The sequence below is a fragment of the Bifidobacterium choloepi genome (assembly GCF_010667615.1).
In the GTDB taxonomy this organism is placed as follows: domain Bacteria; phylum Actinomycetota; class Actinomycetes; order Actinomycetales; family Bifidobacteriaceae; genus Bifidobacterium; species Bifidobacterium choloepi.
Genome location: NZ_VYSG01000003.1, coordinates 223,123 through 245,780 on the forward strand (window position 1 = coordinate 223,123; position 22,658 = coordinate 245,780).

At 67.0% G+C, this 22,658-nt stretch carries 14 protein-coding genes and 1 tRNA gene; 10 read left to right on the forward strand and 5 right to left on the reverse strand.

The features are described 5' to 3' along the window. Position 1 precedes the first annotated feature (1 nt). The 3 genes from F6S87_RS07355 to F6S87_RS07365 all read left to right on the forward strand — a co-directional run bounded on the left by F6S87_RS07355 (position 2) and on the right by F6S87_RS07365 (position 5,585). Positions 2 to 1,357, forward strand: coding sequence for a C1 family peptidase (locus F6S87_RS07355; protein WP_163228003.1), 1,356 nt, complete (start codon positions 2 to 4; stop codon positions 1,355 to 1,357). A gap of 230 nt (positions 1,358 to 1,587) precedes the next feature. Further along, positions 1,588 to 3,837, forward strand: a complete 2,250-nt coding sequence (locus tag F6S87_RS07360; protein WP_163228004.1) for an APC family permease — start codon at positions 1,588 to 1,590, stop codon at positions 3,835 to 3,837. A gap of 224 nt (positions 3,838 to 4,061) precedes the next feature. Beyond that, the gene (locus tag F6S87_RS07365; RefSeq protein WP_163228005.1) at positions 4,062 to 5,585 is read left to right on the forward strand and encodes a S10 family peptidase; all 1,524 of its coding nucleotides are present in this window, start codon (positions 4,062 to 4,064) and stop codon (positions 5,583 to 5,585) included. 81 nt (positions 5,586 to 5,666) lie between these two features. Here the strand turns inward: F6S87_RS07365 and F6S87_RS07370 are convergent, their stop codons facing one another. Then, complete coding sequence (locus tag F6S87_RS07370) at positions 5,667 to 7,247, reverse strand: hypothetical protein (protein ID WP_407925118.1); 1,581 nt, start codon at positions 7,245 to 7,247, stop codon at positions 5,667 to 5,669. A gap of 188 nt (positions 7,248 to 7,435) precedes the next feature. On the opposite strand from F6S87_RS07370, the gene F6S87_RS07375 reads away from it, so the two are divergent. Together F6S87_RS07375 and F6S87_RS07380 are read left to right on the forward strand one after the other, a co-directional pair. Further along, the gene (locus F6S87_RS07375; protein ID WP_163228006.1) at positions 7,436 to 9,151 is read left to right on the forward strand and encodes a hypothetical protein; all 1,716 of its coding nucleotides are present in this window, start codon (positions 7,436 to 7,438) and stop codon (positions 9,149 to 9,151) included. Positions 9,152 to 9,260: 109 nt separating this feature from the next. Further along, positions 9,261 to 13,193, forward strand: coding sequence for a DEAD/DEAH box helicase (locus tag F6S87_RS07380; RefSeq protein ID WP_163228007.1), 3,933 nt, complete (start codon positions 9,261 to 9,263; stop codon positions 13,191 to 13,193). Positions 13,194 to 13,416: 223 nt separating this feature from the next. Here the strand turns inward: F6S87_RS07380 and F6S87_RS07385 are convergent, their stop codons facing one another. Continuing rightward, positions 13,417 to 14,454, reverse strand: a complete 1,038-nt coding sequence (locus tag F6S87_RS07385) for a Gfo/Idh/MocA family protein (protein WP_231129439.1) — start codon at positions 14,452 to 14,454, stop codon at positions 13,417 to 13,419. 395 nt (positions 14,455 to 14,849) lie between these two features. On the opposite strand from F6S87_RS07385, the gene F6S87_RS07390 reads away from it, so the two are divergent. The 4 genes from F6S87_RS07390 (at position 14,850) to rbsD (ending at position 19,215) form a co-directional block, all read left to right on the forward strand. Beyond that, the gene (locus F6S87_RS07390) at positions 14,850 to 16,346 is read left to right on the forward strand and encodes a sugar ABC transporter ATP-binding protein (protein ID WP_163228009.1); all 1,497 of its coding nucleotides are present in this window, start codon (positions 14,850 to 14,852) and stop codon (positions 16,344 to 16,346) included. A 133-nt stretch (positions 16,347 to 16,479) separates the two neighbouring features. After that, on the forward strand, positions 16,480 to 17,565 hold the full coding sequence (locus tag F6S87_RS07395; protein ID WP_163228010.1) for an ABC transporter permease: 1,086 nt from the start codon (positions 16,480 to 16,482) through the stop codon (positions 17,563 to 17,565). Between the two features lie 100 nt (positions 17,566 to 17,665). Beyond that, positions 17,666 to 18,673: a D-ribose ABC transporter substrate-binding protein gene (locus tag F6S87_RS07400; RefSeq protein WP_163228011.1), complete on the forward strand. Its 1,008-nt coding sequence runs from the start codon at positions 17,666 to 17,668 to the stop codon at positions 18,671 to 18,673. Positions 18,674 to 18,819: 146 nt separating this feature from the next. Continuing rightward, complete coding sequence (rbsD, locus tag F6S87_RS07405; RefSeq protein WP_163228012.1) at positions 18,820 to 19,215, forward strand: D-ribose pyranase; 396 nt, start codon at positions 18,820 to 18,822, stop codon at positions 19,213 to 19,215. A 581-nt stretch (positions 19,216 to 19,796) separates the two neighbouring features. Here rbsD and F6S87_RS07410 read toward each other — a convergent pair. Together F6S87_RS07410 and F6S87_RS07415 are read right to left on the reverse strand one after the other, a co-directional pair. Then, on the reverse strand, positions 19,797 to 20,627 hold the full coding sequence (locus F6S87_RS07410) for a DUF4391 domain-containing protein (RefSeq protein ID WP_163228013.1): 831 nt from the start codon (positions 20,625 to 20,627) through the stop codon (positions 19,797 to 19,799). 142 nt (positions 20,628 to 20,769) lie between these two features. Beyond that, a tRNA-Arg gene (locus tag F6S87_RS07415) sits at positions 20,770 to 20,842 on the reverse strand. Positions 20,843 to 21,079: 237 nt separating this feature from the next. Here F6S87_RS07415 and F6S87_RS07420 point away from each other — a divergent pair. Continuing rightward, positions 21,080 to 22,285: an endonuclease/exonuclease/phosphatase family protein gene (locus F6S87_RS07420; protein ID WP_196779162.1), complete on the forward strand. Its 1,206-nt coding sequence runs from the start codon at positions 21,080 to 21,082 to the stop codon at positions 22,283 to 22,285. 34 nt (positions 22,286 to 22,319) lie between these two features. On the opposite strand, the gene F6S87_RS07425 is transcribed toward F6S87_RS07420, so the two are convergent. After that, positions 22,320 to 22,634 (reverse strand): exodeoxyribonuclease VII small subunit, encoded by a 315-nt coding sequence (locus F6S87_RS07425; protein WP_163228014.1) that lies wholly within the window; start codon positions 22,632 to 22,634, stop codon positions 22,320 to 22,322. Positions 22,635 to 22,658 lie beyond the last annotated feature (24 nt).

Consider the following 22,658-nt stretch of genomic DNA (forward strand, 5'->3'; position numbering starts at 1 on the left):
CATGGAACTTACCAAACAGGACCTCGCCGCGATGGCGTCGTCCTACCGCGAGCACACCGCCCAGCACATCGCCGAGCAGGCCGTCAAGAACAACGGCATCAACGCCTCGAGCGAGCGCGAGAACGTCGTCGTGAGCAAGAACAACTTCGTGTTCTCGATCGACGTCGACTCCGAGGCCGTCGCCAACCAGCAGCAGTCCGGCCGCTGCTGGATGTACTCGGCGCTCAACCTGATGCGCTTCCACATCGAGAAGGACCTCAAGCTCAAGAAGGGCAGCTTCGAGCTGTCGCAGAACTACAACTTCTTCTACGACAAGCTCGAGAAGGCGAACTTCTTCATGGAGCAGATCGTCAAGTACGCCGGCAGCGACCTCGACGACCGCCGCATCGACTTCCTGCTCGCCACGCCGCAGCAGGACGGCGGCGACTTCGACCCGATCGTCGAGCTCGTCGAGAAGTACGGCGTCATGCCGCTGACCGCGATGCCGAACACGAAGGTCACCGAGAACACGAGCGAGCTCAACGCCGTCATCAACAAGATGCTGCGCCAGGACGCGCAGGACCTGCGCGACCTCGTCGCCGAGCGCACCCCGGACGGGAAGATCCGCGAGGCCCGCATCGCGATGCTCAATGACATCTACCGCGTGCTGGCCGTGAGCTTCGGCGAGCCGCCGGAGAAGTTCGACTTCGAGTACCGCGACAAGGACGACAACTACCACGTCGACCGCGGCCTGACCCCGCTCGAGTTCTACCGCAAGTACGTCAAGCTCGACCTCGAGGACTACGTCGGCGTCATCAACCTGCCGCTCGAGAGCATGCCGTACGGCAAGATGTACACGATCGACATGACCGGCGAGGTGCTCGGCGCCAGGCGCGACCTGCACTACCTCAACGTCCCGATCGACGTCATGAAGCAGGCCACGATCGAGCAGCTCAAGAGTGGCGAACCGGTCTGGTTCGGCTGCGACGTGACGCAGGATTCCGACTTCCAGAAGGGCATCATGGCCCTCGACCTGTACGACACGCAGTCGATGTTCGGCATCAAGTACACGCAGGACAAGGGCGAGCGCTTCCTGTACAACCAGTCGCTGCCCACCCACGCCATGCTGATCGCCGGCGTCGACCTGGACGCCGACGGCAAGCCGGTGCGCTGGAAGGTCGAGAACTCGTGGGGCACCACCGCGCACGGCAAGCCGGTCGGCCACGAAGGCTACTTCATCATGGACGACTCCTGGTTCGACGAGTACAACTACGAGGTCGCCGTGCACAAGGAGTACCTGCCGGAGGAGTACCGCAAGGCGCTGGCCACCGAGCCGGAAGTACTGCCGTACTGGAACACCTTCAACCCGGTGCCGTGATTCCTTCCCTGCAATGGCCGGAACGGTTCGGTACCCGGGCGTAGTCGCGCCGTTCCGGCGATAATTCCATACGATTCTCGCGTCGCACCCGGACGCGGGAATCGTGCTCAATTCCATCCATCCGTCGAAAAATGATGTAGTACAGGAAAATATTTATTGTCCCAATCTTTTCGACGGCACTGGCAAGCAACGATATAACCTCCAGGAACAAGAAAAAGCGGGGTATGACGATGAGCAGTGCATCATCGACAACAGTGAGCGGTGGCGCGTCGGGTGGCGTGACCAAGTCCACCGCAGCCGGCGGCAAGGCCGGCAAGATCAAGCAACCACGAGGAAAGCAGGCGGCCGGACTGTCGACGATGGCGCTCGCGATGATGAACGTGACGATTATCGCCGGCCTCGCCAACGACGTCCAGCAATCGTTCTACGGCCTCGCCTCGGTGACGTACTTCGTCATCGGCGGCCTGCTGTTCTTCCTGCCGACCGGCCTCGTCGCCGCCGAACTGGCGAGTGGCTGGAGCCAGCGCGGCGGTATCTTCCGATGGGTCGGCGAAGGCATCGGCACGTTCCCGGCCATCGCCTGCCTGCTGATTCTCTGGTTCCAGACGACGTTCACGTTCGGTTCCGGCATCCCGTCGATGACGGCGACGATCGGCTTCTTCACGACGAAGTACGACTGGGCCGTCTGGTTCGCCGAGAACTCGCATTCGTGGAAGATCGAGCTGCCGATCATGTGCTGCTGGCTCGCCTACTACTGGATTGTCTGCTGGCTGGCGACGAAGGGCGTCAAGGTCTTCTCGAAGATCGCGAAGTACGGCGTCATTCTCGGCACGTTCCTGCCGCTGTCAGTGATGACGATTCTCGCCGTTGTCTGGCTGTGCGAGGGCCATACGCCGGCCATCTCGATCAATGCGGCCGGCTTCGTGCCAAAGTGGGCCGGCATGAGCTCGCTGGCCATGGTCGCGGGCGTGTTCTTCTCCTACGCGGGCATCGACATGAACGCCGCACACATCAAGGACCTCAAGCACCCGAACAAGCAGTATCCGGCCGCCATCTTCATCTCGATGATCCTGTGCATGCTCATCTTCATCGTCGGCACCGTCATCATCGCGATCGTCATTCCCGAGAAGCAGATCAACCTGCTGTACACGCTGTACGCGACGTACCGCGACCTCGGCGCCGCGATCGGCTTCCCGGACCTCTACCTCGTGTTCTGCTGGCTCGGCATGCTCAACAGCTTCGCCGCGCTGATCACCAACCTCGCCGGCCCGTCGTACATGCTCGGTCAGGCCGGCCGCTCCGGCTTCCTGCCGAAGGCACTGCAGAACAACAACAAGCACGGCATGCCGTCGCGCCTGATGTACGTCCAGATGGCCGTCATGACCGTCATCGCGTTCATCGTGTTCCTGCTGCCGAACGTCGAGGGCTTCGTCGAACTGATCACGCAAGCCATCACGATCCTGTACATGGCGTACTACGTGCTGATGTTCGTCGCCTTCCTGCGGCTGCGCTACACGCAACCGAACAGGCCGCGCGGCTTCAGGGTGCCGGGCGGCAAGGTCGGCGCGTGGATCGTCGCCGGCATAGGCATCGTCGCGGCGACGTTCGGCATTGTCATCGCGTTCTATCCGCCGAGCCAGCTGGAAGCCGAAGTCGGCTCCGGCTTCACCTACGACGCGATCATCATCGGCCTGCTGGCATTCGTCATTCTCGCCTGCGTCGTCATCTACCGTCTGTCCCGCAAGCGCAACTGGGTCGATCCCTCCAACGAGTTCGCCCCGTTCACCTGGCAGATCGAAGGCCTGAAGAAGCCGGGCAAGGTGCTCTCCAACGTCCCGACCGCCGTCATGTCGGAAGACCAGAACCCGATGGGCATGCCGATCAAGCATCCGTACGATCCGAACGAGCAGATCGACCTGCCCGACAGTGCCAAGGATCCTGTCGGCCAGGCCAAGGCGGCGGCCGACCTGATCGCCAGGAAAGGCATCACGCTGCCGTCCGAACCGGCCAAGGCGATCATCGCGTCGCCGAACGTCAACGTCGTCAAGGCGATCACGTACGCGGCGCCCGAACCGGCTCCGACCGTCGCGACCGTCGGCGGCAAGCTCGACGACGGCATCGCCGTCACCGTGCCGCGGGCTTCCGCCGAGGCGATCGCCGCCCAGCCGATTCCGGCCGACCTCGCCGCCGACGAGCAGTCGGCGATGGCGCAGGCCGCGCTCGCCAAGCAGACCGCGCATGACGCGCTCGTCGAGGAGGAGGCCTACGAGCAGCAGGCCGCCGCCGACGAGGCGCTCGCCAAGGCGCGCCAGGCCGTCAAGGCCGACGCGGCCGCCGCCGCCCAGGCCAAGGCTGCCGTCGACGCTGAACAGGCCCAGCTCAGGCAGGCCTCTGATCAGCTGGCTCCGTCTCGGACGAAGGCCCATCCGACGCAGGCCCAGCCGACTCACGGCAAGCATGCCGGCACGCCGGAACAATAACCGAATCCTTCCTCCTCTCCTCCCGGGGGATCTTCCCGGATGTCACGAACCCGAGCTTGCAGCTCGGGTTCGTGACATCCGGGAAGAGAAGCAAAAAACAACAGTAGGGAGGAGCGAATCATTTTTGCTTCCCCGGTTTATTCCTTCGGGGAAGCGCCACGTCCATCACGGATGAATCGTCCTACTATCGGGGCGAACACAGCCATTTCGAAAGGAAGCAACACATGGCTGACGATACCAACGAAACGAAGACCTGCGCCTGCGGGGCGGAGTGCAAGTGCGCGGCGAAGGCCGCGGCCAAGCCGGAGGAGAAGGTGCCGGCGACGGCGACGAAGGATTTCACGTGGCACGGGCCCGACGGCGAGACGATCGACTACACGGCGACGGCCGAGATGATCCCGATCTGGGACGACGACCGCAAGCTGATCGGTCACATGTTCATGCTCTCGCAGGTCGCGAACGGCGACCGGTACGCCGACAAGGACGACCGGCCGGTGACGTTCTGCTGGAACGGCGGCCCCGGCGGCGCGTCGAACATGGTGTGCATCGGCGGCCAGGGCGCCGTCCGCGTGCCGACGCAGGGCGAGAAGCACCTGCCGAACGACACCCCGATGGAAGACAATCCGTACACGCTGCTGCCGAGCTCCGATCTCGTGTTCATCGACGCGCTCGGCACCGGCTACAGCCACGTCGACGCGAACTACGACGCGAAGAAAGTCTGGGGCGTCGACGGCGACGCCGACGCGTTCGCGCGCGGCATCATCGCCTGGCTGACGGCCCACAAGCGCTACGACAGCCCGGTGTACCTGTATGGCGAATCGTACGGCACGATGCGCAACGCCGTCGTTTTCCGAGTGCTGGGTGAGAAGGGCTACGGCGTCCACGGCGTCATCGAGCAGTCGACGATCCTCGACTACGATCCGGTCATGCCCGGCAACGATGCCTACTACATGGGCATGGTGCCGGTGTACGCCGCCACCGCGAACTACTTCGGCAAGGCCGGCGCCGGCGTCGACAAGTACGAATGGTTCCAGAAGGCGTGCGACTGGGTCAACCACACGTACGCGCCGGCGATCGTCCAGGGCGACATGCTGCCGGCCGACGAGATGAGGGACGTCGCCGCGCAGATGAGCGAGCTGGTCGGCCTGCCGACCGACTTCCTCGTCGAAAAGGGGCTGAGGATCGAGCTGGACACGTTCCGCAAGAACCTGCTCAAGGACGAGGGCAAGACGCTCGGCCGCTACGACACCCGCTTCACCACGTACGCCTATCAGGACGTCCAGGGCGACAACGAGTTCTACGCCGGCGAGGATCCGTCGTACGACGGCATCAACGCCGCCTACGTCGACGCCTACATGAAGTACCTGCACGACGAGATCGGCTTCGAGGGCTATCCGAACTACGAGGCGCTGTCGATGAAGGTCAACATGGACTGGAACTGGACACACACCGCCCCCGGCACGATGGGCCCGGCCCAGGTGCCGAACGTCGCCTACGACATGGCCACGGCCCTGCGCCGCAACCCGACCGCGCGCATCCTGTTCTTCGGCGGCATCCACGACGCGGCCACGCCGTTCTGGAACGTCATGCACGACATGTCGAAGCTGTTCCTGCCGCAGGCGCTCAAGGACCAGATCGAATATCACGTCCACTCGAACGGCCACATGGCCTACGCCGACGAGGACGCGATGAAGCAGATGGCGCCGGAGCTCAAGGCCTTCTACGCTAGGAAGCACGTCGCCGCCTGACGGCATGGCTGTTCCGATGTCGCAAGCCCGAGCCGGTAGCTCGGGTTTGCGACATCTTCTTTTTGGGGCGGGTCTGCGGGCCTACCATCCCCGCCGCGTGTGCTTGCCGCCGACGCCGGCCTGGCCGTCGGGTCCCCACGGACCCTGGCCGTGATCGCGCAGCCACGCCAGCTGGTTCTTCATCGCGACGAGCATGATGTGGGCGTCCTCGAGGCCACGGTGCTGTTCGCCGGCGGCGGCGCCGAGCGCGCCCTGCCGCCGCGCGTACGCCTGCAAGGTGTTGTCGCCGTACGGATGCTCGTCGGAGCGCACGGCTCCCGGATCCCAGAAGCGGCTCATCGGCAGCGTGTCGAGAATGGTCACGCGGCCGTCGCGGTACGCCTCCGCGTACCCCTCGATGTTCGCCAGGAAATACTTGTGCTCGAACGTCGCGTTGTGCGCGACGTACGGCATCGCCGTCAGCCGGTCGAGCAGCCCGCGCTGCGCCGCCGGATAGTCGTCGAACGGCTTGAGCACGCCGGTGCGCCGGCGGTCGTCCGCCGTCGTCCACGCCGCCGGACCCATCGCCGAGACGTCGAGGCCGGTCAGCCTGCGGATGAACGGGTTGCCGAGCCAGGCGGCCCCGGCGGGCACGCCGAACATGTTGCGCCGCTGGTCGTAGGCGTCGGACGGCCCGTAGTCGCCGTCGGCGAAGTCGTCGGCCGCGTGGCCGCTGGCGCCGTAGATCGCCGCCGGCTCGCCGTCCGGCCCGCTGCCGACCGGCGACGCCATGTCCATTGTCTCGAAGCCGATGTCGATGACATAGTCGCGGAACTGGCTGACGCCGGTCGTCTCGATGTCGATGCCGAGCACCGTGCCGACGTCGCGCCCCGGCAAGTACTGCCGCCGCCACGCGTCGTCGCTCTTCGGCTGCGGCTTCGGGACGCCTGATCCGGACGCCGCTCCCGTCGTTGCCCCCGTCAGGGTGCCCGCCGTCTCCTCGCTGTGCGACGCCGCCGTCACGTGCTGCACCGACCCGCGTTCCCACGCGCGCTGCGACCTGCGCTGCCGGTCGCGGTCGTGCCTCCGGTTGCGCTTGCGCTGCTCGGCGACGACATCGCTGCGGTCCTGCACGTCGTCGAGTTCGGTCTCGCCGGCCGGATCGAGCACGGTGACGGTCGTGAATCCGCGCCGCTCGCTGTGCGCCGTCCACCGTCCCTCGCGCTCGCCGAGCCGCACGAGCATGCCGATCTCGTCGTTGAGCCGCCGGTTCGCGTACGCGAGCGCCCGCGGCAGCCGGTAGCTGTGGATCGCGCGGTCGAAATCGCACATGAACACCTGCGTGCATAGCTCGAGCACCGCCTCGACGCGCGTGCGGATCCGCAGGTCCTCCGCCAGCGCCCGGTGCGTGTCGGCTTCCGTCGGCGGAATCGTTCCATTATTGCCGGACGATTCTCCCGCGCGAATCGTGCCACTGTCATTGACCGCCTCCGCGAGCAGCGCCGACCCGACGCCGATGCCGCCGGCGAGGTCGAGACCGCCGATCCAGTCCCAGTCGATGACCTTCCCGTCGGCATCCCGCGTCATCTGCGACGCCCACTGCACAATGTCCCCGAGCGCCTCCCGCTGCCACGGCACCGCCGCGCCGCCGGAAGCCTGTCCGTCCAAAGTCGTGTAAGCCATGCACCCATGATAGCCGTCCATTTTCCGGTATCCCGTGCAGGCAAAATCCTCCGGAAGGGGATTATTTAGTGTTCAGAAAAGCCATCGGCGGGAATGAAACGGGATGGTGGGCGGTTGGGCGAGCCAGTACGCTAGGAAACGAACCCGCCGCCGACCGGTTCGGCGGCGCAAGCGAAGGAGAACGGGCGATGGTCCGACACACACCCCGCACGGCGGACGCCGACAGCCGCGACGAACGCCGCCGGGTCGACGCGCCGAACAATGCACCGCACAATCCGAAGGAGCATCCGCAGGTGGATTCGCAGAACAAGTCGACGAAGCCGAAGAAGCCGAAGAAGAAGCCGGTCGTGCCAACCGACGAGATGGAGGCGGCCGTCGCCGGCGTCGGCCTCGCGATGGAACGCGAGGGCTGGAACCGCCGGCCGCTGCTCGTCTGGTCGCCGTCGATCGACGAGGAAAGCCGCGCCGACGACGTCGACCGGCTCGACGCGCCGGTGCCGGGCCTCGACGAGGCGCGCGTCGTCATGACCAGCCCGATGCACTGGTACCTGCGCGCCGTCGAATCGTGCGCGCCGTCCGCCCGCCGCGACGGCGACTACGTCGAGATGTCCCGCAACGACATGCCCGACTTCGTCCTCGACAGCGGCGCGATGTGCGGCGTGGACGCCGTCGTCGGCGCCGTCGTCGCCAGCTCGCGCTGGAACGACGGCGTGCCGGTACTGCTCGCCGCCGTCGCCGAAAGCGCGAAGTTCCTCAGCACCGTCGCCGACCGCGACGGCGAGGGCTACGGCCACTTCATGCAGCTGCTGCACCGCGTGCGCACCTACCTCGACGCCGTCGCCCGCGAGGCCGACCCGGCGACGGCGATGGAGACCGCCCGCCAGCTCGGCGACCTCGCCGAGCTGCCCGACCTGCTCGCCAACCCGTTCGCGCTCGTCGACCTGATGTCGGCGTCGCTCGCGTTCGCGCTCTACGACGACACCCGCATGCTCTGCTACGACATCCTCGACCGCATGAACGCGGCGATGGAACGCTACGCCCGCGACGCCGGCGTCTTCGACGGGAACGATTCGCCCGTCAACCTGTTGCCCGACGACCTGTGGGCCGGACCGACCGCCGAGACGACGGCCGCGATCGACGCGATGATGGCCGGCCTCGACGCCGCCATCGCGGCTGACGAGCGCGACCGGCGACGCCGCCGCATGATTGCGTCGATTGCGTGGAAGCAGTACCAGTCGCACGTGCAGTTCTTCCGCTACGACCTGCTCGTCCTGAGCGGCGAGAACGACGCCGCCGACCGGATGGTCGCCGGCCAGCCGTACTTCCCGCCGTTCGCCGACGCGGCCGCGATGACGCTCGTCGACCGCGGCGACTGGGAACAGCTGCTCGCGCTCGCCGACGACGTCCTTGCGCACGATCCGCGGCAGCCGTTCGCGTTCCTGTCGACCGATACGCTGCCGTACGGCTGGGGCTCGCTGCGCGAGATCGCGCTGCAGGGACTGGGAGAGCGGCGCGAGCTGCTCAAGCTGTACCGCCAGCGCGTCCTCGAGGCGCGCGAGCTGAGCACGGCCGGCCTCGACGCGCTGCGCAACCTGTACGCGATGTGCTCGTCGAACTGGTCGCAGCAGGTCCAGACGCTGATCCGCGGCTGGCAGCGCGACGGCGACCGCAAGGTGCGCAACCGCGTCTACGAATACTTCCTGCTCACCGAGAGCGATTTCGGCGTCTCGGCACGCTACATCGGCGAGCTGGCCGGCGGCGGCGCCGTCACGAACCTCGACGACATCACCCACGAACTGCTGCTCGAGCCGGAAGAATACCTCGACGAGTTCTACTTCTCCCTCGGCTCCCCGATCCGCGACCTCGGCTGGAAGGACATCGCCCACGCCGGCCAGCCGGAGTAGGGCGGCCCGCGATGTCGCACAATGCCACAAACCCGGGCTGCAAGCCCGGGTTTGTGGCATCAGAAAGGCGCTGACTAGAATAAGACACGTTGTGGCGACGGGAGAACAGATGACCTGGAAACCGAAGGGTGGCACGTTCGGGGGCTCCACCGGGGATTTCGACGAGTTCGGCGACGATCCGGGCGACGATTTCGGCGGACATGCCTTCGGCGGCGACGACTTCGACGAGTGGGACCAGACGCGGCCGGCGAGAAGTTCGCTGCGGCGGCCGGCTCCCGCGGACGGCCTCGCCGACGCCCGCGAGGAATACCCGCGTCGGCAGGATCTCGTCGGGAGGGACGTGCCGGAAGGGTTGCCGCCCGCGGGCGGCGCCGGTCGCCGTTCCTCCGGCTCGTCCGGCGTCGTGCAGCGGTCGAGCCGTCGGCTGCTGGGATTCATGGCCAAGCGGGATCTCGACAACACCGACGACGTCGCCGATCGGCGCAACGACTTCCTGCAGGCAATCGATCCGCGCAACGGGGCCACCGCGGCCGAATCGTTCAATGCCGCCGCCGGCAAGCCGGCTGCCCGCGGCCGCCGCAAGAAGGCCGATGCGCCGGTGACGCCCGGCTCCATCCACCTGACCGCCGAGCTGACGTGGCAGCGCTACCGGCAGCCGGCCTGGTCGGTCAGTTTCCGGCTCAACTCGCCGCGGCACCACCGCTACGTCAACGACCTGACGAAATTCGCCGACGGCGTGCGCCGCGGCGGCGTCGTCAGCCTCGCGAAGGGCTTCGAGTTCGACCACAGCCGCCGCATGTTCGACGACGAGTCGCTCGGGCTGCTCGATTTCATCGTCGATCTCGAGGCCGACCAGTTCGCCGCGAACGGCGGCTACTCGTACAACAGCTACGGCTACCGCAACGCGAGCCGCACCGTCGACCTGTCCGACCGGCAGTTGCTGCAGCTGCTGCGCGTCGCGCCGGGCGGCCGCGTGACGCTGTCGACGTCGGCGTTCGACATGCTGTCGGCGCCGGTCGTCGACGGCAACCCCGACTTCGGGTTCGAGTTCGCGCGCGTCGACGACGACGGCTGGCCGGCGGCGATCGGCGGTGACGATTCGCGCGGGCCGGCCGGTGTCCCGTCGAATTTCCACGGCTACAGGCTGACGACCGGGCTGCGTCCCGAGGCGCTGATCCGCTCGACGCACGACGCCGCCGTGCTCGTCCGCGACGGACGCCACGGCGACGACTACCGCTTCCATTTCGTCACGCCCGACGTCGCCGACGCGATGCCGACGCTCGTCTCGCTGTTCGGCGACGCCGACTTCGACGACCACTACTACGGCTCGGCGTACGCTTCGCCGTCCTACGGCTCGTCGGCATACGGTTCGCCGGCGTACGGCTCGCCGGTTCGCGGGAAGCCGGCGGCCGGCTCCGCGGACCGCGGACGCCCGTCCGTCGACCACAGCCCGACCGTGCAGTTCGTCGCCGACGTCGACCTGCCGATGTTCTCCCGCACCGTGCTGCCACAGCTGGCCGCGCCGGGCCTGCACGCCGACATCCCCGCCGGCATGACGGGCCTGACGCCGGACCGCTGCGAAGCCGAGTTCTACCTCGACGTCGACGGCGACCGCAACCTCGTCTGCCGCGGCGTCGCCAACTACTCGGGCCGCCGCTTCGACGTCTTCGCGCAGGCGATCGGCCTCGACGGCGTGGACGATTCGTCCGCCGAACCGCTGCCCGACGACGAGTTCGACCGGTTCTCCGGACACGGCAACCGCGACCGCCATGGCCTCCATGGCCGCGGGCGCAGCGGTGCCGGTGCCGCCGCGGGAATCGTCGATGCCGAAACCACTGGCGAAACCATTGCCGAAACCGTCGCCGCCCCGCGACGGCCGGCCGTCCGCGACGCCCGCGCCGAGGAGCTCGTGCGCGAGGCCGTCGCCCACTACTTCGACGTGCCGTTCCCGGTCGCCAGGCCGGGGGAGCGGGCGCTTGACGTGCCGGCGCACGTGCCCGGCGGCGCGTGGACGCCGTCGGTCGCCGGCTCCGACGACGTGCGCGCGCTCGACATCGTCGTCGGCGGCGTCAAGGCGCTCGGATCGGTCGGCTCGGTGTACATGTCGGCGAAGTTCCGCCGGCTGACCGGCGTCGCGCACGTCTCCGTCCACCCGACCGCGTCGATCAACCACGGCCTGCTGACGTTCTCGGCGATCAGCGACGAGATCCCGGCCTCGCAGATCGCCGACGTCCTCGACAGCTACCGCCGCCGCAAGCGCTTCCACCGGCTCAACGACGGATCGTTCGTCGACCTCGCGAACAGCAACCTCGACGAATTCAACGAGATCGCCGCCCGCTACCAGGTGGCGCTGTCCGACCTCGCGAACGGCGGCGCGACGATGCCGGCGTTCCGCGCATTGCAACTCGAAGAGGAGGACGGCCTCGTCGCCGACCGGTCGTTCACCGACTACCTCGGCGAACTGCGCGTCGTCGACCCGACGACGTTCGCCGTGCCCGACGGCCTCGACGCCGGGCTGCGCCCGTACCAGCTCACCGGCTACCGCTGGCTGCGCACGTTGCTCGAGAAGGACTTCGGCGGCATCCTCGCCGACGAGATGGGCCTGGGCAAGACCGTCCAGACGATCGCGCTGCTCGCCTCGCAGTACGAGTCGGCGGGAGCGGCCAGCCGCCTGCCGTCGCTCATCGTCTGTCCGGCGTCGCTCGTCTACAACTGGCAGCGCGAGATCCGCAGGTTCGCGCCGGAGCTGGCCGTCGACGTCTGCGTCGGCTCGAAGCAGCAACGGCGCGCCGTCTGGCAGCGGCTCGGCAACGGCACGGTGGCCGGCGACGGTCACGAGGAGGGCTCCGGTGCCGTCTCGCCGGCCGCCGCGGCCGATCCGGACCGTCCGCTCGTCGTCGTCACGTCGTACGACATGCTGCGCCGCGACATCGACGACTACCGCGCCGGCGACTGGAACGTCATGGTCCTCGACGAGGCGCAGGCCATCAAGAACGCGCGCACGCAGGTCGCGAAGGCCGTCAAGTCGGTCCGCGCGCGGCACCGCTTCGCGCTGACCGGCACGCCGATCGAGAACCGGCCGGACGAGCTGTGGAGCATCTTCGACTTCCTGATGCCCGGCTTCCTGTTCTCGCAGAAGGACTTCCACGCCGACTACGAACTGCCGATCCTCAACGGCGACGGCGATGCCTCGGCGAAGCTGCAGCGCATCATTGCGCCGTTCGTGCTGCGCCGCGTCAAGAAGGACGTGCTCACCGACCTGCCGGACAAGATCGAGGACGTCATCGCCGTGCCGCTCGCCGGCGAGCAGCGCAAGCTATACGCGGCGAGGGAGAAGGCGCTCAAGCTCGAGCTGATGAAGGACCAGGACGTGAGCCGGCACCGCATCGAGATCCTCGCGGAGCTCACGGAGCTGCGCGAGCTGTGCTGCGACCCGCGCCTCGTCTACTCGAACGCCAAGGATGCGTCCGCCAAGCTCGACGCGATCGTCGAGACGGTCGAATCGTGCATGGAAAGCGGACAGAAAGTGCTGATTTTCAGCCAGTTTGTCCGGTTCCTGTCGCTGATCGGCGAGCGGCTGGCGGCCAGGGACGTCGAGTATCTCGAGATCACCGGCGCGACCGACTCGCGGCGGCGGCTCGAGCTCGTCGACCAGTTCAACGGCGACGGCACCCCTGTCTTCCTGATCTCGCTGAAGGCCGGCGGCACCGGCCTCAACCTGACCGGCGCGAGCGTTGTCATCCACGCCGACCCGTGGTGGAACGAGGCCGCGCAGGACCAGGCGACCGACCGCGCGCACCGCATCGGCCAGACGAACACCGTCACCGTCTACAAGATCGTCGCGCAGGACACGATCGAGGAACGCATCCTCGCGATGCAGCAGCAGAAGAGCGCCGTCGCCAACGCCATCCTCGGCGCCGCCGACAGCGAGGAGACAGGGAACGATTCGTCCGCCGGCACCGCGGCCCCCGGCTCCGGCGCCTCGAAGCTGGCCTCGCTCGGCACGCTGACGAAGGACGACCTGCTCGACCTGCTGGGGTAGCGACACTCGAGCGGTGTGCGACGGGGGTATTGGCCGTAAACTGGAAGTGCCTGTCAACCCTCCGGAAACGTGGAGCCGGCTTCGGCCGACCCCGCTGATACTGGGGGATTGCCGAAACAGCGGGGCGGCCGCCGGAAGCAATTCCGACGGCCGCCCTGCCTATGTGGCCCTGCCCACTCCCTCTTTAGAGGGAGTCGAAAATCCGGAGGATTTTCGGTGGGAGTCACTGCTCGAACGGATACTTCAGGCCCCACTCCTTGCGCAGCGAATCCATCAGCGCCATCATGCGCAGCGTGTCCGCGTGCGTCATCTCGGGGCATTCGTGGCGCCCCTCGAGCACGGCGTTGGCCGCCGCGGCGACTTCGTATTCGTAGCCGGTCAGCTGCGCCGGCACGTCGACGTGGCGGATGAAATCGTGGTCGTTGCCGTAGATGTCGAGTCCCCCGGGGTTGTTGATGTTCTCGACCTCGACGTAGCCCTTCGTGCCGAAGATGCGGCCGGTGCGGTCCGACTGCGACATCATCGAGCTCGTCGCGACGACCATCGTGTCGTCATCGTAGATCAGCGTCGACGAGTTCGACGCGTCGACGCCGGTCGAATACGGCACCATGCACGTCGAGATGCGGCTGATCTCGCGGGCTCCCATGATCATGTCGGCGAAGTTCAGGCAGTAGACACCGACGTCGAGCAGGGCGCCGCCGGCGAGGCTCGGGTCGGTCAGGCGCTCCTTGTAGTTCGTCACGTAGCTCAGGTCGCTCGAGATTGAGACAAGGTCGCCGATCTCGCCGGAGCTGACGACCTGGTCGATGAGCAGGCGCGACGGCATGTAGCGCGTCCAGATCGCCTCGGTGCACAGCATGCCGGTGTTGTCGGCGGCGTCGAGCAGCCGTTCGGCCTGCTCGAGGTTCGCCGTGAACGCCTTCTCGACGAGGATGTTCTTGCCGGCCTCCATGCACTGGATGCCCTGCTCGGCGTGCAGGGAATGCGGCGTCGCGATGTAGACGAGATCGACGGACGGATCGTCCAGCATCGCTTCGTACGATCCGTACGCCTTCTCGAATCCGTACTTCTTCGCGAACTCGTCGGCTCGCTGCTGGCTGCGCGACGCGACGGCGTACGGCTTCACGAGTCCGGCGTACTGGCCGAACTGCGGGTCGTCGGCCGCGACGCCCGCCATCTTCACGAGCGTCTGCGCCATCGAGACGGCAATCCTTCCCGGTCCGAGGATCGCGACGTTGATCGGCTTGGTTGGCTTCGTCATTCCTACTCCTTTGTTCATGACGGGACACGGTGCTTCCTTCATGATAGGCGCGCGGCGGCCGCGCGGCGAGGGCGGAAATTGTGCTGCCGGCGGCGTGTTGCCGCGGCACTGCACCGCGGTGTTGTCCATTGCGGCGCATCGGGCCGTGGCGTATCTTGAAATTACCGAAAGATAAAACGTTTTATCCGGGTAGCTGGCCAGTATCCGGATCGTCGAGACATCAACACGGGGTAGTCCGGCAGGCTGCGCAGCGAGGCGCGGAACCGCGGATGCCACCGCAACCCTTCCATGTCCGGACATCGGCGTCCGGGCATGCCGGCTGGCCGGTGCTCCATCCGCGAACGATTCCCGCCCCGTGGCGCGGCCGCCGTTCGCGGAAGAAGGAGAAGGCAGCGATGACCCACCTGTCACTTGTGGGAGTGTCGAAGATATTCGGCAACTCCAAGGTCGTCGACAACGTGTCGGTGACCGTGGAACCGGGCAAGGTGCATGTCCTGCTCGGGGAAAACGGCGCCGGCAAGTCCACCGTCATCAAGATGATGAGCGGCATCTACCAGCCCGACGGCGGGCATATCGAGATCGACGGCGAAACCGTCACGATCCCGAACGTCGACGCCGCGCGCAAGTACGGCATCGCCGTCATCCACCAGGAGCTCGCCATGGTCCCCGAGCTATCGATCATGGAGAACCTGTTCCTCGGCGACTTGCCCCGCCGGGCCGGCTTCGTCGACCGCCGGGCGATGCGCCGCAAGGCCGAGGACGCATTGAAGATAATCGGCCTCGACGAGGACGTCACCCGCCCGATGGGCGAGCTCGGCGTCGCCCGCCAGCAGATGGTCGAGATCGCCAAGGCGCTGATGCAGGACGCTTCCATCCTCATCCTCGACGAGCCGACGGCCGCGCTGACGCGTCGCGAATGCGAGCAGCTCTTCCGGATCATCGATGATCTCAGGGCGAAGAACGTCGGCATGGTCTACATCTCGCATCACCTCGACGAGATCGCCCGTGTCGGCGACATCGTCACGGTCCTGCGCGACGGCAAGTACGTCGACACCGTGCCGGCCACGGCGCCCGAGGACCAGCTCGTGCGGCTCATGGTCGGCCGCAACATCGAGAACCAGTATCCGCGCGAGGCCCAGAAGCCGGGCAGGACGCTGCTCGGCGTCGCCCACCTCACGCGCGCCGGCGTCATCGACGACGTCTCGTTCGAGGTGCATGCCGGCGAGGTCGTCGGCCTGGCCGGCCTCGTCGGCGCCGGCCGCACCGAGACATTGCGCGCGATCTTCGGCGTCGACCCGTACGACTCGGGCACCGTCGAGGTCGACGGCCACCGGCTGCCGCGGCACGCGATCGCGAGGACGATCGCCGCCGGCGTCGGCCTCGTGCCGGAAGACCGGCGCACGCAGGGCCTCATCCTCGGCGCCTCGATCGCCGACAATCTCGGCCTGGCGACGATGCTGCCGACGTCGCGCGCCGGCTTCGTTGACCGCGCGGGCCAGCGGCGCGCCGAGAAGGCGACGGCCGACCAGCTGCACATCCGCATGACCGGCATTGACCAGGAAACCGGCTCGCTGTCCGGCGGCAACCAGCAGAAGGTCGTCTTCGGCAAGTGGTCGATGTCGAAGGTCAAGGTGCTGTTGCTCGACGAGCCGACCCGCGGCGTCGACGTCGGCGCCCGCGTCGAGATCTACGAACTCATCAACGCCATCACGGCCAATGGCGGCGCCGTGCTCATGGCCTCGTCCGATTTGCCCGAGGTGCTCGGCATGTCCGACCGCGTGCTCGTCATGAGCAACGGCCGCATCTCCGGCGAGATGCCGGCGGCCGAGGCCACGCAGGAGAAGGTCATGGCACTCGCCGTCTCGCACATGGACGAGGAGGTCGACGGCTGATGCGCGGCATCGCAATCGCCGCGCCGGACAAGGCGAACAGGCCGGACAAGCTGGACAGGCCGGACAGCCCGGCCGCGCGGAACGGTTCCGGGACCGGTTCCGCAACACGGGGACAACGAGAAGGAGAACCACGATGAGCATCGCAACGGAGCACAAGGCGCGAGTCGCCACCGCCGGAAACGGAGGGAACGGCGGCTCGCACGGCAACGGCATCGGCACCGGCGGCGGCCGCCACGGCGGCGCCGGCGGCAGCGGAGGCGCCGCCGGCAACCACCGCTTCCTCGCCGCCGTCGCGAGGTTCGTCTCGCGCAACGGCGCGCTCGTCGGCCTCGTCATCCTGTGCATCGTGCTGGCGTTCGCCACGCCGGCGTTCCTCACGGCCAACAACATCCTCAACGTCGGCATCCAGTGCGCCACCGTCGCCATCCTGGCGTTCGGCCAGACGTTCGTCATCGTCGCGGCCGGCATCGACCTGTCGGTCGGTGCGGTGGCCGCGTTCTCGAGCATGATCATGGCGATCACCGGCGCCTCGATGGGCTGGAATCCGTGGCTGACCATCCTCGCCGGCCTGCTGACGGGCGCTGCGATGGGTACGCTGTCCGGCATCGCCAACGCGTTCCTCAGGCTGCCGAGCTTCATCGCCACGCTGGCGATGATGTCGGTCGCCCGCGGCCTGACGCTTGTCGTGTCCAACGGCCGACCGGTCTCGACGTCGAGCCTCGTCAATTTCTTCGGTAGCACCGTCGGCCATATCCCGATGCCGATCGTCACGATGGTCGTCATGGGCGTTGTCGCCTCGATCATCCTCAACCTGACCAGCATTGGCCGCTCGATGTATGCCGTCGGCGGCAACATGGAGGCCGCCCGGCTCTCGGGCATCTCGGTGCACAAGACGCAGATCGTCGTGTTCATGCTCTCGGGTCTCTTTGCCGCCGTCGCCGGCCTCGTCATCGCGGGGCGCCTGCATTCGGCCCAGCCGCAGGCCGCGGACGGCTACGAGATGGACGCTATCGCGTCGGTCGTCATCGGCGGCGCGTCGCTTGCCGGCGGCAAGGGCAAGATTTCGGGCACGTTCGTCGGCGCCATCCTGCTCGCCGTCATTCGCAACGGCCTGAACATCCTCAACGTTTCGTCGTTCTGGCAGGAAGTCGTCATCGGTCTCGTCATCGCGTTCGCCGTCTCGGTGGACACCGTCCGCCGCAAGGTCGACGCCCACTGATTCCGGAGGTGACAGCAGGCACGAATCGTTCATTGTTCACAGGTTGCACGATCCATCCACCAATTCATCCAACTTCTCAACGACGAGAGGAAGAATCAACATGAACACCACAAGAATGAAGAAAATCGCGGCGACGCTGCTCGCCGCCGCGTGCGCGACCGGGCTGGTCGTCGGCGTCGGCGCCTGCGGGACGTCGAACAGCTCGAGTAGCCAGTACAAGGTCTCGCTGCTCGTCTCGACGATGAACAACCCGTTCTTCGTCGACCTGCGCGACGGCGCCCAGGCCGAGGCCGACAAGGTCGGCGTCGACTTGCTCGTCTCCGACGCGCAGAACGATTCGGCGACCCAGCAGAACCAGGCGCAGAACGCCGTCTCGCAGGGCGCGCAGGCCGTCATCATCAATCCGGTCGACTCCGACGCGGCCACGGCCGCCGTCGCGCCGCTGATTTCCTCCAACATCCCGGTCATCGCCGTCGACCGTGCCGTCACCGACACGACGGTGACGTCGTACATCGCGTCCGACAATGTGCAGGGTGGCCAGCTCGACGCCGACGCGCTCGCCAAGGCCATCGGCGAGAGCGGCAAGATCGTCATCCTCGAGGGCACGCCGGGCGCCGCGTCCACGCGCGACCGCGGCCAGGGATTCAAGGACGAGATCGCCAAGTATCCGAACATCCAGATCGCGGCCGAGCAGACCGCGAACTTCGACCGTTCCGAGGCGCTTGACGTCACGACGAACATGATGCAGTCGAACTCCGATATCAAGGCGATCTACGCCGAGAACGACGAGATGGCGCTCGGCGCCATCCAGGCGCTCGGGTCGAAGGCCGGCACCGACGTCCTGATCTTCGGATTCGACGGCACCGACGACGGCCTCAAGGCTGTCCAGGCCGGCACGATCTACGCGACCGTCGCGCAGCAGCCGAAGGTCCTCGGCCAGAAGGCCGTCGACGCGGCGCTTGCCGCGATCAAGGGCGAGTCGGTCGAGGCCGACCAGTCGATCGACGTGAAACTCGTCACGAAGGACAACGTCGCGCAGTACCTGTCGTCGGATTCGAGCACGTCGTCGGATTCGAGCTCGTCGAGCACGTCCACCTCGACCGAGTGACAGCCGGGCCGGTCCTCCTCCACTTCCCTTCGCTTTCTTTCCCGCGGAGAGGGAGGGCCGGCCCCCTCCGATCCCTTTCCGGTCCCTTGCCGATTCCTTTCCAATCCCCGATATCCCTTGCATTTCATCGCATCAAGGAGGTTCCCATGCTGACCCATGGCATTCTCAACGCGCAACTGGCCGCGGCCGTGGCGCGACTCAGGCACACCGACCGCTTCGTCGTGTCCGACGCCGGCCTGCCGGTGCCCGACGGCGTCGAGGTCATCGACCTCGCGCTGATGTTCGGCATCCCGCGATTCGCCGAAGTCCTGACCGCCCTGCAGCCCGTCGTCATCATCGAGGATGCGATGATGGCCACCGAAGCCCGCGGTCACGACCCGGAGGCGTGGGTGCGCAACCACTTCGACTGCCCGGTGACATTCGTTCCGCACGACGGCCGCAACGGCTTCAAGGCGCACGAACAGGGCGTCAAGTTCGTCATCCGCACCGGCGAGCCGACGAGCTACAGCAACGTCATCTTCCGCTGCGGCGTCCCGTTCTGATTCGACTACGGCGTCCCGGTCCGATTCCGCTGCGGCGTCCCGGTCCGATTCTGCCGCGGCGTCCCGGTCCGACGTCGCCGCGGCATTCCGTTCCGGCGTCGTGGCCCGGGGGCGCCCGTCTTCCATTTCCCGCCCGCATTTTCCATCCATTTTTCATCCATGCCCCGGGCCTGTTTACACCTTTCTCCTTCGCAGGTTCCGGGGCCCTTTTGTGTCTGGCGTTCCAGTTCATGGCCGCAACTGGAAGAAAGGTGCGGTCCGGGGAGCTGGTGAGAATACCTTTCTTCCAGCAAGGGATTGGACTGGAAGAAAGGTGCCGTTCGGGCAGCCTGCGGGGATACCTTTCTTCCAGCCGGGGGATTGAACTGGAAGAAAGGTGCGGTCCGGAAGGTCAGTGGGGATACTTTTCTTCCAGCCGGGGGATTGAACTGGAAGAAAGGTGCCGTTCGGAAGGTCAATGGGGATACTTTTCTTCCAGCAGGGGGATTGGACTGGAAGAAAGGTGCGGTCCGGAAGGTCAGTGGGGATACCTTTCTTCCAGTAGGGGACTTGCGGTGGAAGAAAGGTGCCGGCCCCGCGGCCTACTGCAGGGCGGCCAGTTCCTTCTTCGCTTTCTGCAGCTTGGCGAACAGTTCGTTGCGCTTGTCCTGGGACTTCGCGCGGCGGTGGTCGGCGGCGAGCTTCTCGACGGTCGCCTCGAGGGCGGTGCGCTGGCGAGCCGCCACGATTCGCTTGTCGACGTCGGCGTAGTGGTTGTCGACGAGGTCGTCGTCGAGGACGGCATCGTCGCCGAGCGCGACCTGCGCGCAGATGGCGTTCCACAGCTCGTCGATCGTCGGCGCGTCGTCGTGCAGGTAGAGCGCGACGTTGCCGACCGGCCTGAACGGCGTCGCGAAGATCTCGAAGACCGGCGGATGGCCCGGCCTCGACGGCATCGCGCGGCGCACGACGAGGGCGGCTTCCTCGGCGACATTGTCGGCGCCGGCTCCCGATTTCGCGGCGGGTGCGTCGGGGGAATCGTCCTCGATGGCGTCGCGGACGACGGCGAAGACGATGCCGGACTTGCGCTGGCCGGCGATGAGCTCGACGACCGACGCCGGGACGTCGGCGACGCCGGCGGCCAGGCGCAGGCCGAGCACCATGATTTCCGGAACCCGCGGGCCGGCGGCGACCGGCGCGGCGACAGCACCGACGAGCGATTTCTGCGTGAGCAGCCCGAGGAAGACGATATCGGTGACGTCGTTGGCGAGCGACTTGCGGACGTTGACGCCGGCAGCCGCGCCGGCCTGTGCGGCACTCTTGCCGACGAACATCGCCTTCGGCAGTCTCGACTTCGCCTCCGGCACGATCGCCGCCGCCGGCAACCCGAGCCCCGCCGCCGTCAGCGTTCCGCAGTGTCCACCAGTTGTCATCGCAGCCTCCTTGCCCGTCGATTACTGCGCCCACTGTACCGGGCGCGCGCCGCCCGCGGCAACCGATGTCCACGGCGGACGAAAACGCAAGTGCCGCCGTTCGCCCGGGTTGACGGGCGGACGGCGGCACTTGGACGATTCGTGCCCCGGATCGGATTCGAACCGACGACACCCGCTTTAGGAGAGCGGTGCTCTATCCACTGAGCTACCAGGGCAACAATGCGCCATTATACACGGCATGCGACGGATGACATGCGGGGGAGAACTTCCTCCCGGGAGACCGGATGCCGGCGAGAAAGCGATCGCGGCGAGAATCATTCGGGAGGCTGATCGACTGGCGAAGACGTTGCGCTATTCTTATGCGTCGAGCAGAAGAGAGACGGGAGAGGACGGCGATGGCGAAGAGAGGCGGCGAGACTGCGAGAACGGCGAGGGTGACAGGAACGCCGAGGATGACGGGAACGGCGGCCGGCGCGAAGGGCGCGGCCGGGGCGACCGGCGCGAACTCCGCGAGCAACGCCGCGAAGAAGCCGGCGAAAAACTCGGAAAACTCGAAGACCTCGAAGCCCGCGAAGAAGTCGCCGCGCAACGGCGGCAAGCGTCGCAAGGGCAGGCTGCGCACCGTCTGCACCGTCATCGCGCGCATCCTCGTCGCGATCGCCGTCGTCGGCTGCCTGTGCCGCATGCTGCCGGCGAGCTTCCAGGCGCTGCCGATGGTGCCGGTCATCGTCGCGTTCTCGCCGTGGTTCCTTGTCGTCGCCGGGATCGCGCTCGTGCTGGCGCTCGCGAGCCGCCGCTGGATGACGGTGTTCCTCGCCGTGCTGTGCATCTGCGCGCAGGTCTACTGGCAGTCGCCGTACTACCGCTGGTCGGACAGCCTGTCGAACGCCGCACGCACGGCCGTCTCGCAGGTCAAGCACGACACCGACGACGCCTACGCCCGCGTGATGACGGCGAACGTCTTCAAGGGCAACGCCGACGCCGACGACATCGTCGAGCTCGTCAGGGACAACCATGTCGAGGTGCTCGCCTTGCAGGAAATCACGCAGTCGTTCGTCGACCGGCTCGACGAGGCGGGCATCGAGTCGTACCTGCCGTACGCCATCACCGCCTCGATCGGCGACGGCGGCATCGGCAACGGCCTGTGGTCGGCGACGCCGATGAGTCACATGGCCGACGCCGAGATCAGCTCGGTCGCCTCGCGCATGCCGGCGGCGACGCTGACGTTCGCCGCCGACGCCGACGGCGACCTCTCGCTCGGTGACGGCGAACGGGAGATCCGATTCGTCTGCGTGCACACGACGTCGCCGAAGGCCGGCCAGTGGAGTCGCTGGAAGACGTCGATCGAGCAGCTGCGCCAGCTCACCGAGCGCACCGGCATCGACTACGTGCTGATGGGCGACTTCAACTCGACGACCGACCACGCGCCGTTCCGCGAGGTGCTCGGCGACCGCTACAAGGACGCGGCCGAGTCGTCCGGCAGCGGCCTCGAGTTCACGTGGCCGAACGACTGGGGCATCGTGCCGCCGTTCGCCGGCATCGACCACATCGTCGTCGAGGACGGCGTCGCGGTCGGCCAGGTCGAGGCGAAGTCGATCGGCGGCAGCGATCACAAGGCCCTGCTCGCCACGCTCGACTTCTCGACGATGGGGGAGTAAAGGTAGAGGCTCCCTTCCAGGGTGCTGACAGTGTTCAGGCCAGGTTCTGCTGGGTGCCGGCGGTGGCGGAGGTGGCGGCCTGGGCCTGCTGGGCGGCGTCGAGCTTCGCGCGGACTTCGCCCAGCAGGGACTGCGCGCGGGTGGCGAGCGCCTCGCCGAGCTCCCACTGTTTCATCGACTGGTCGAGGCTGAGTCCTCCGGTCTCGAGCGTGCGGACGGCCTGGATCAGCTCGTCGCGCGCCTGTTCGTACGTCAGGTTCGCGATCCGCTCGCGCTCCTCGGCGCTCAGGCTGCTCGCCGGCGCCGCCTGCTCGGTCGTCGTCTCTTCGCTTGTCTTCTTCGTTGCCATGGTGTTCCTTACGCTTGGTTTTTC

What these genes read in the sequence shown, in the direction of transcription:
- F6S87_RS07355 (WP_163228003.1), top strand. Translation starts at nt 2, where the DNA reads ATGGAACTTACCAAACAGGACCTCGCCGCGATGGCGTCGTCCTACCGC.
- F6S87_RS07360 (WP_163228004.1), top strand. Translation starts at nt 1,588, where the DNA reads ATGAGCAGTGCATCATCGACAACAGTGAGCGGTGGCGCGTCGGGTGGC.
- F6S87_RS07365 (WP_163228005.1), top strand. Translation starts at nt 4,062, where the DNA reads ATGGCTGACGATACCAACGAAACGAAGACCTGCGCCTGCGGGGCGGAG.
- F6S87_RS07370 (WP_407925118.1), bottom strand. Translation starts at nt 7,247, where the DNA reads ATGGCTTACACGACTTTGGACGGACAGGCTTCCGGCGGCGCGGCGGTG.
- F6S87_RS07375 (WP_163228006.1), top strand. Translation starts at nt 7,436, where the DNA reads ATGGTCCGACACACACCCCGCACGGCGGACGCCGACAGCCGCGACGAA.
- F6S87_RS07380 (WP_163228007.1), top strand. Translation starts at nt 9,261, where the DNA reads ATGACCTGGAAACCGAAGGGTGGCACGTTCGGGGGCTCCACCGGGGAT.
- F6S87_RS07385 (WP_231129439.1), bottom strand. Translation starts at nt 14,454, where the DNA reads ATGACGAAGCCAACCAAGCCGATCAACGTCGCGATCCTCGGACCGGGA.
- F6S87_RS07390 (WP_163228009.1), top strand. Translation starts at nt 14,850, where the DNA reads ATGACCCACCTGTCACTTGTGGGAGTGTCGAAGATATTCGGCAACTCC.
- F6S87_RS07395 (WP_163228010.1), top strand. Translation starts at nt 16,480, where the DNA reads ATGAGCATCGCAACGGAGCACAAGGCGCGAGTCGCCACCGCCGGAAAC.
- F6S87_RS07400 (WP_163228011.1), top strand. Translation starts at nt 17,666, where the DNA reads ATGAACACCACAAGAATGAAGAAAATCGCGGCGACGCTGCTCGCCGCC.
- rbsD (WP_163228012.1), top strand. Translation starts at nt 18,820, where the DNA reads ATGCTGACCCATGGCATTCTCAACGCGCAACTGGCCGCGGCCGTGGCG.
- F6S87_RS07410 (WP_163228013.1), bottom strand. Translation starts at nt 20,627, where the DNA reads ATGACAACTGGTGGACACTGCGGAACGCTGACGGCGGCGGGGCTCGGG.
- F6S87_RS07420 (WP_196779162.1), top strand. Translation starts at nt 21,080, where the DNA reads ATGACGGGAACGGCGGCCGGCGCGAAGGGCGCGGCCGGGGCGACCGGC.
- F6S87_RS07425 (WP_163228014.1), bottom strand. Translation starts at nt 22,634, where the DNA reads ATGGCAACGAAGAAGACAAGCGAAGAGACGACGACCGAGCAGGCGGCG.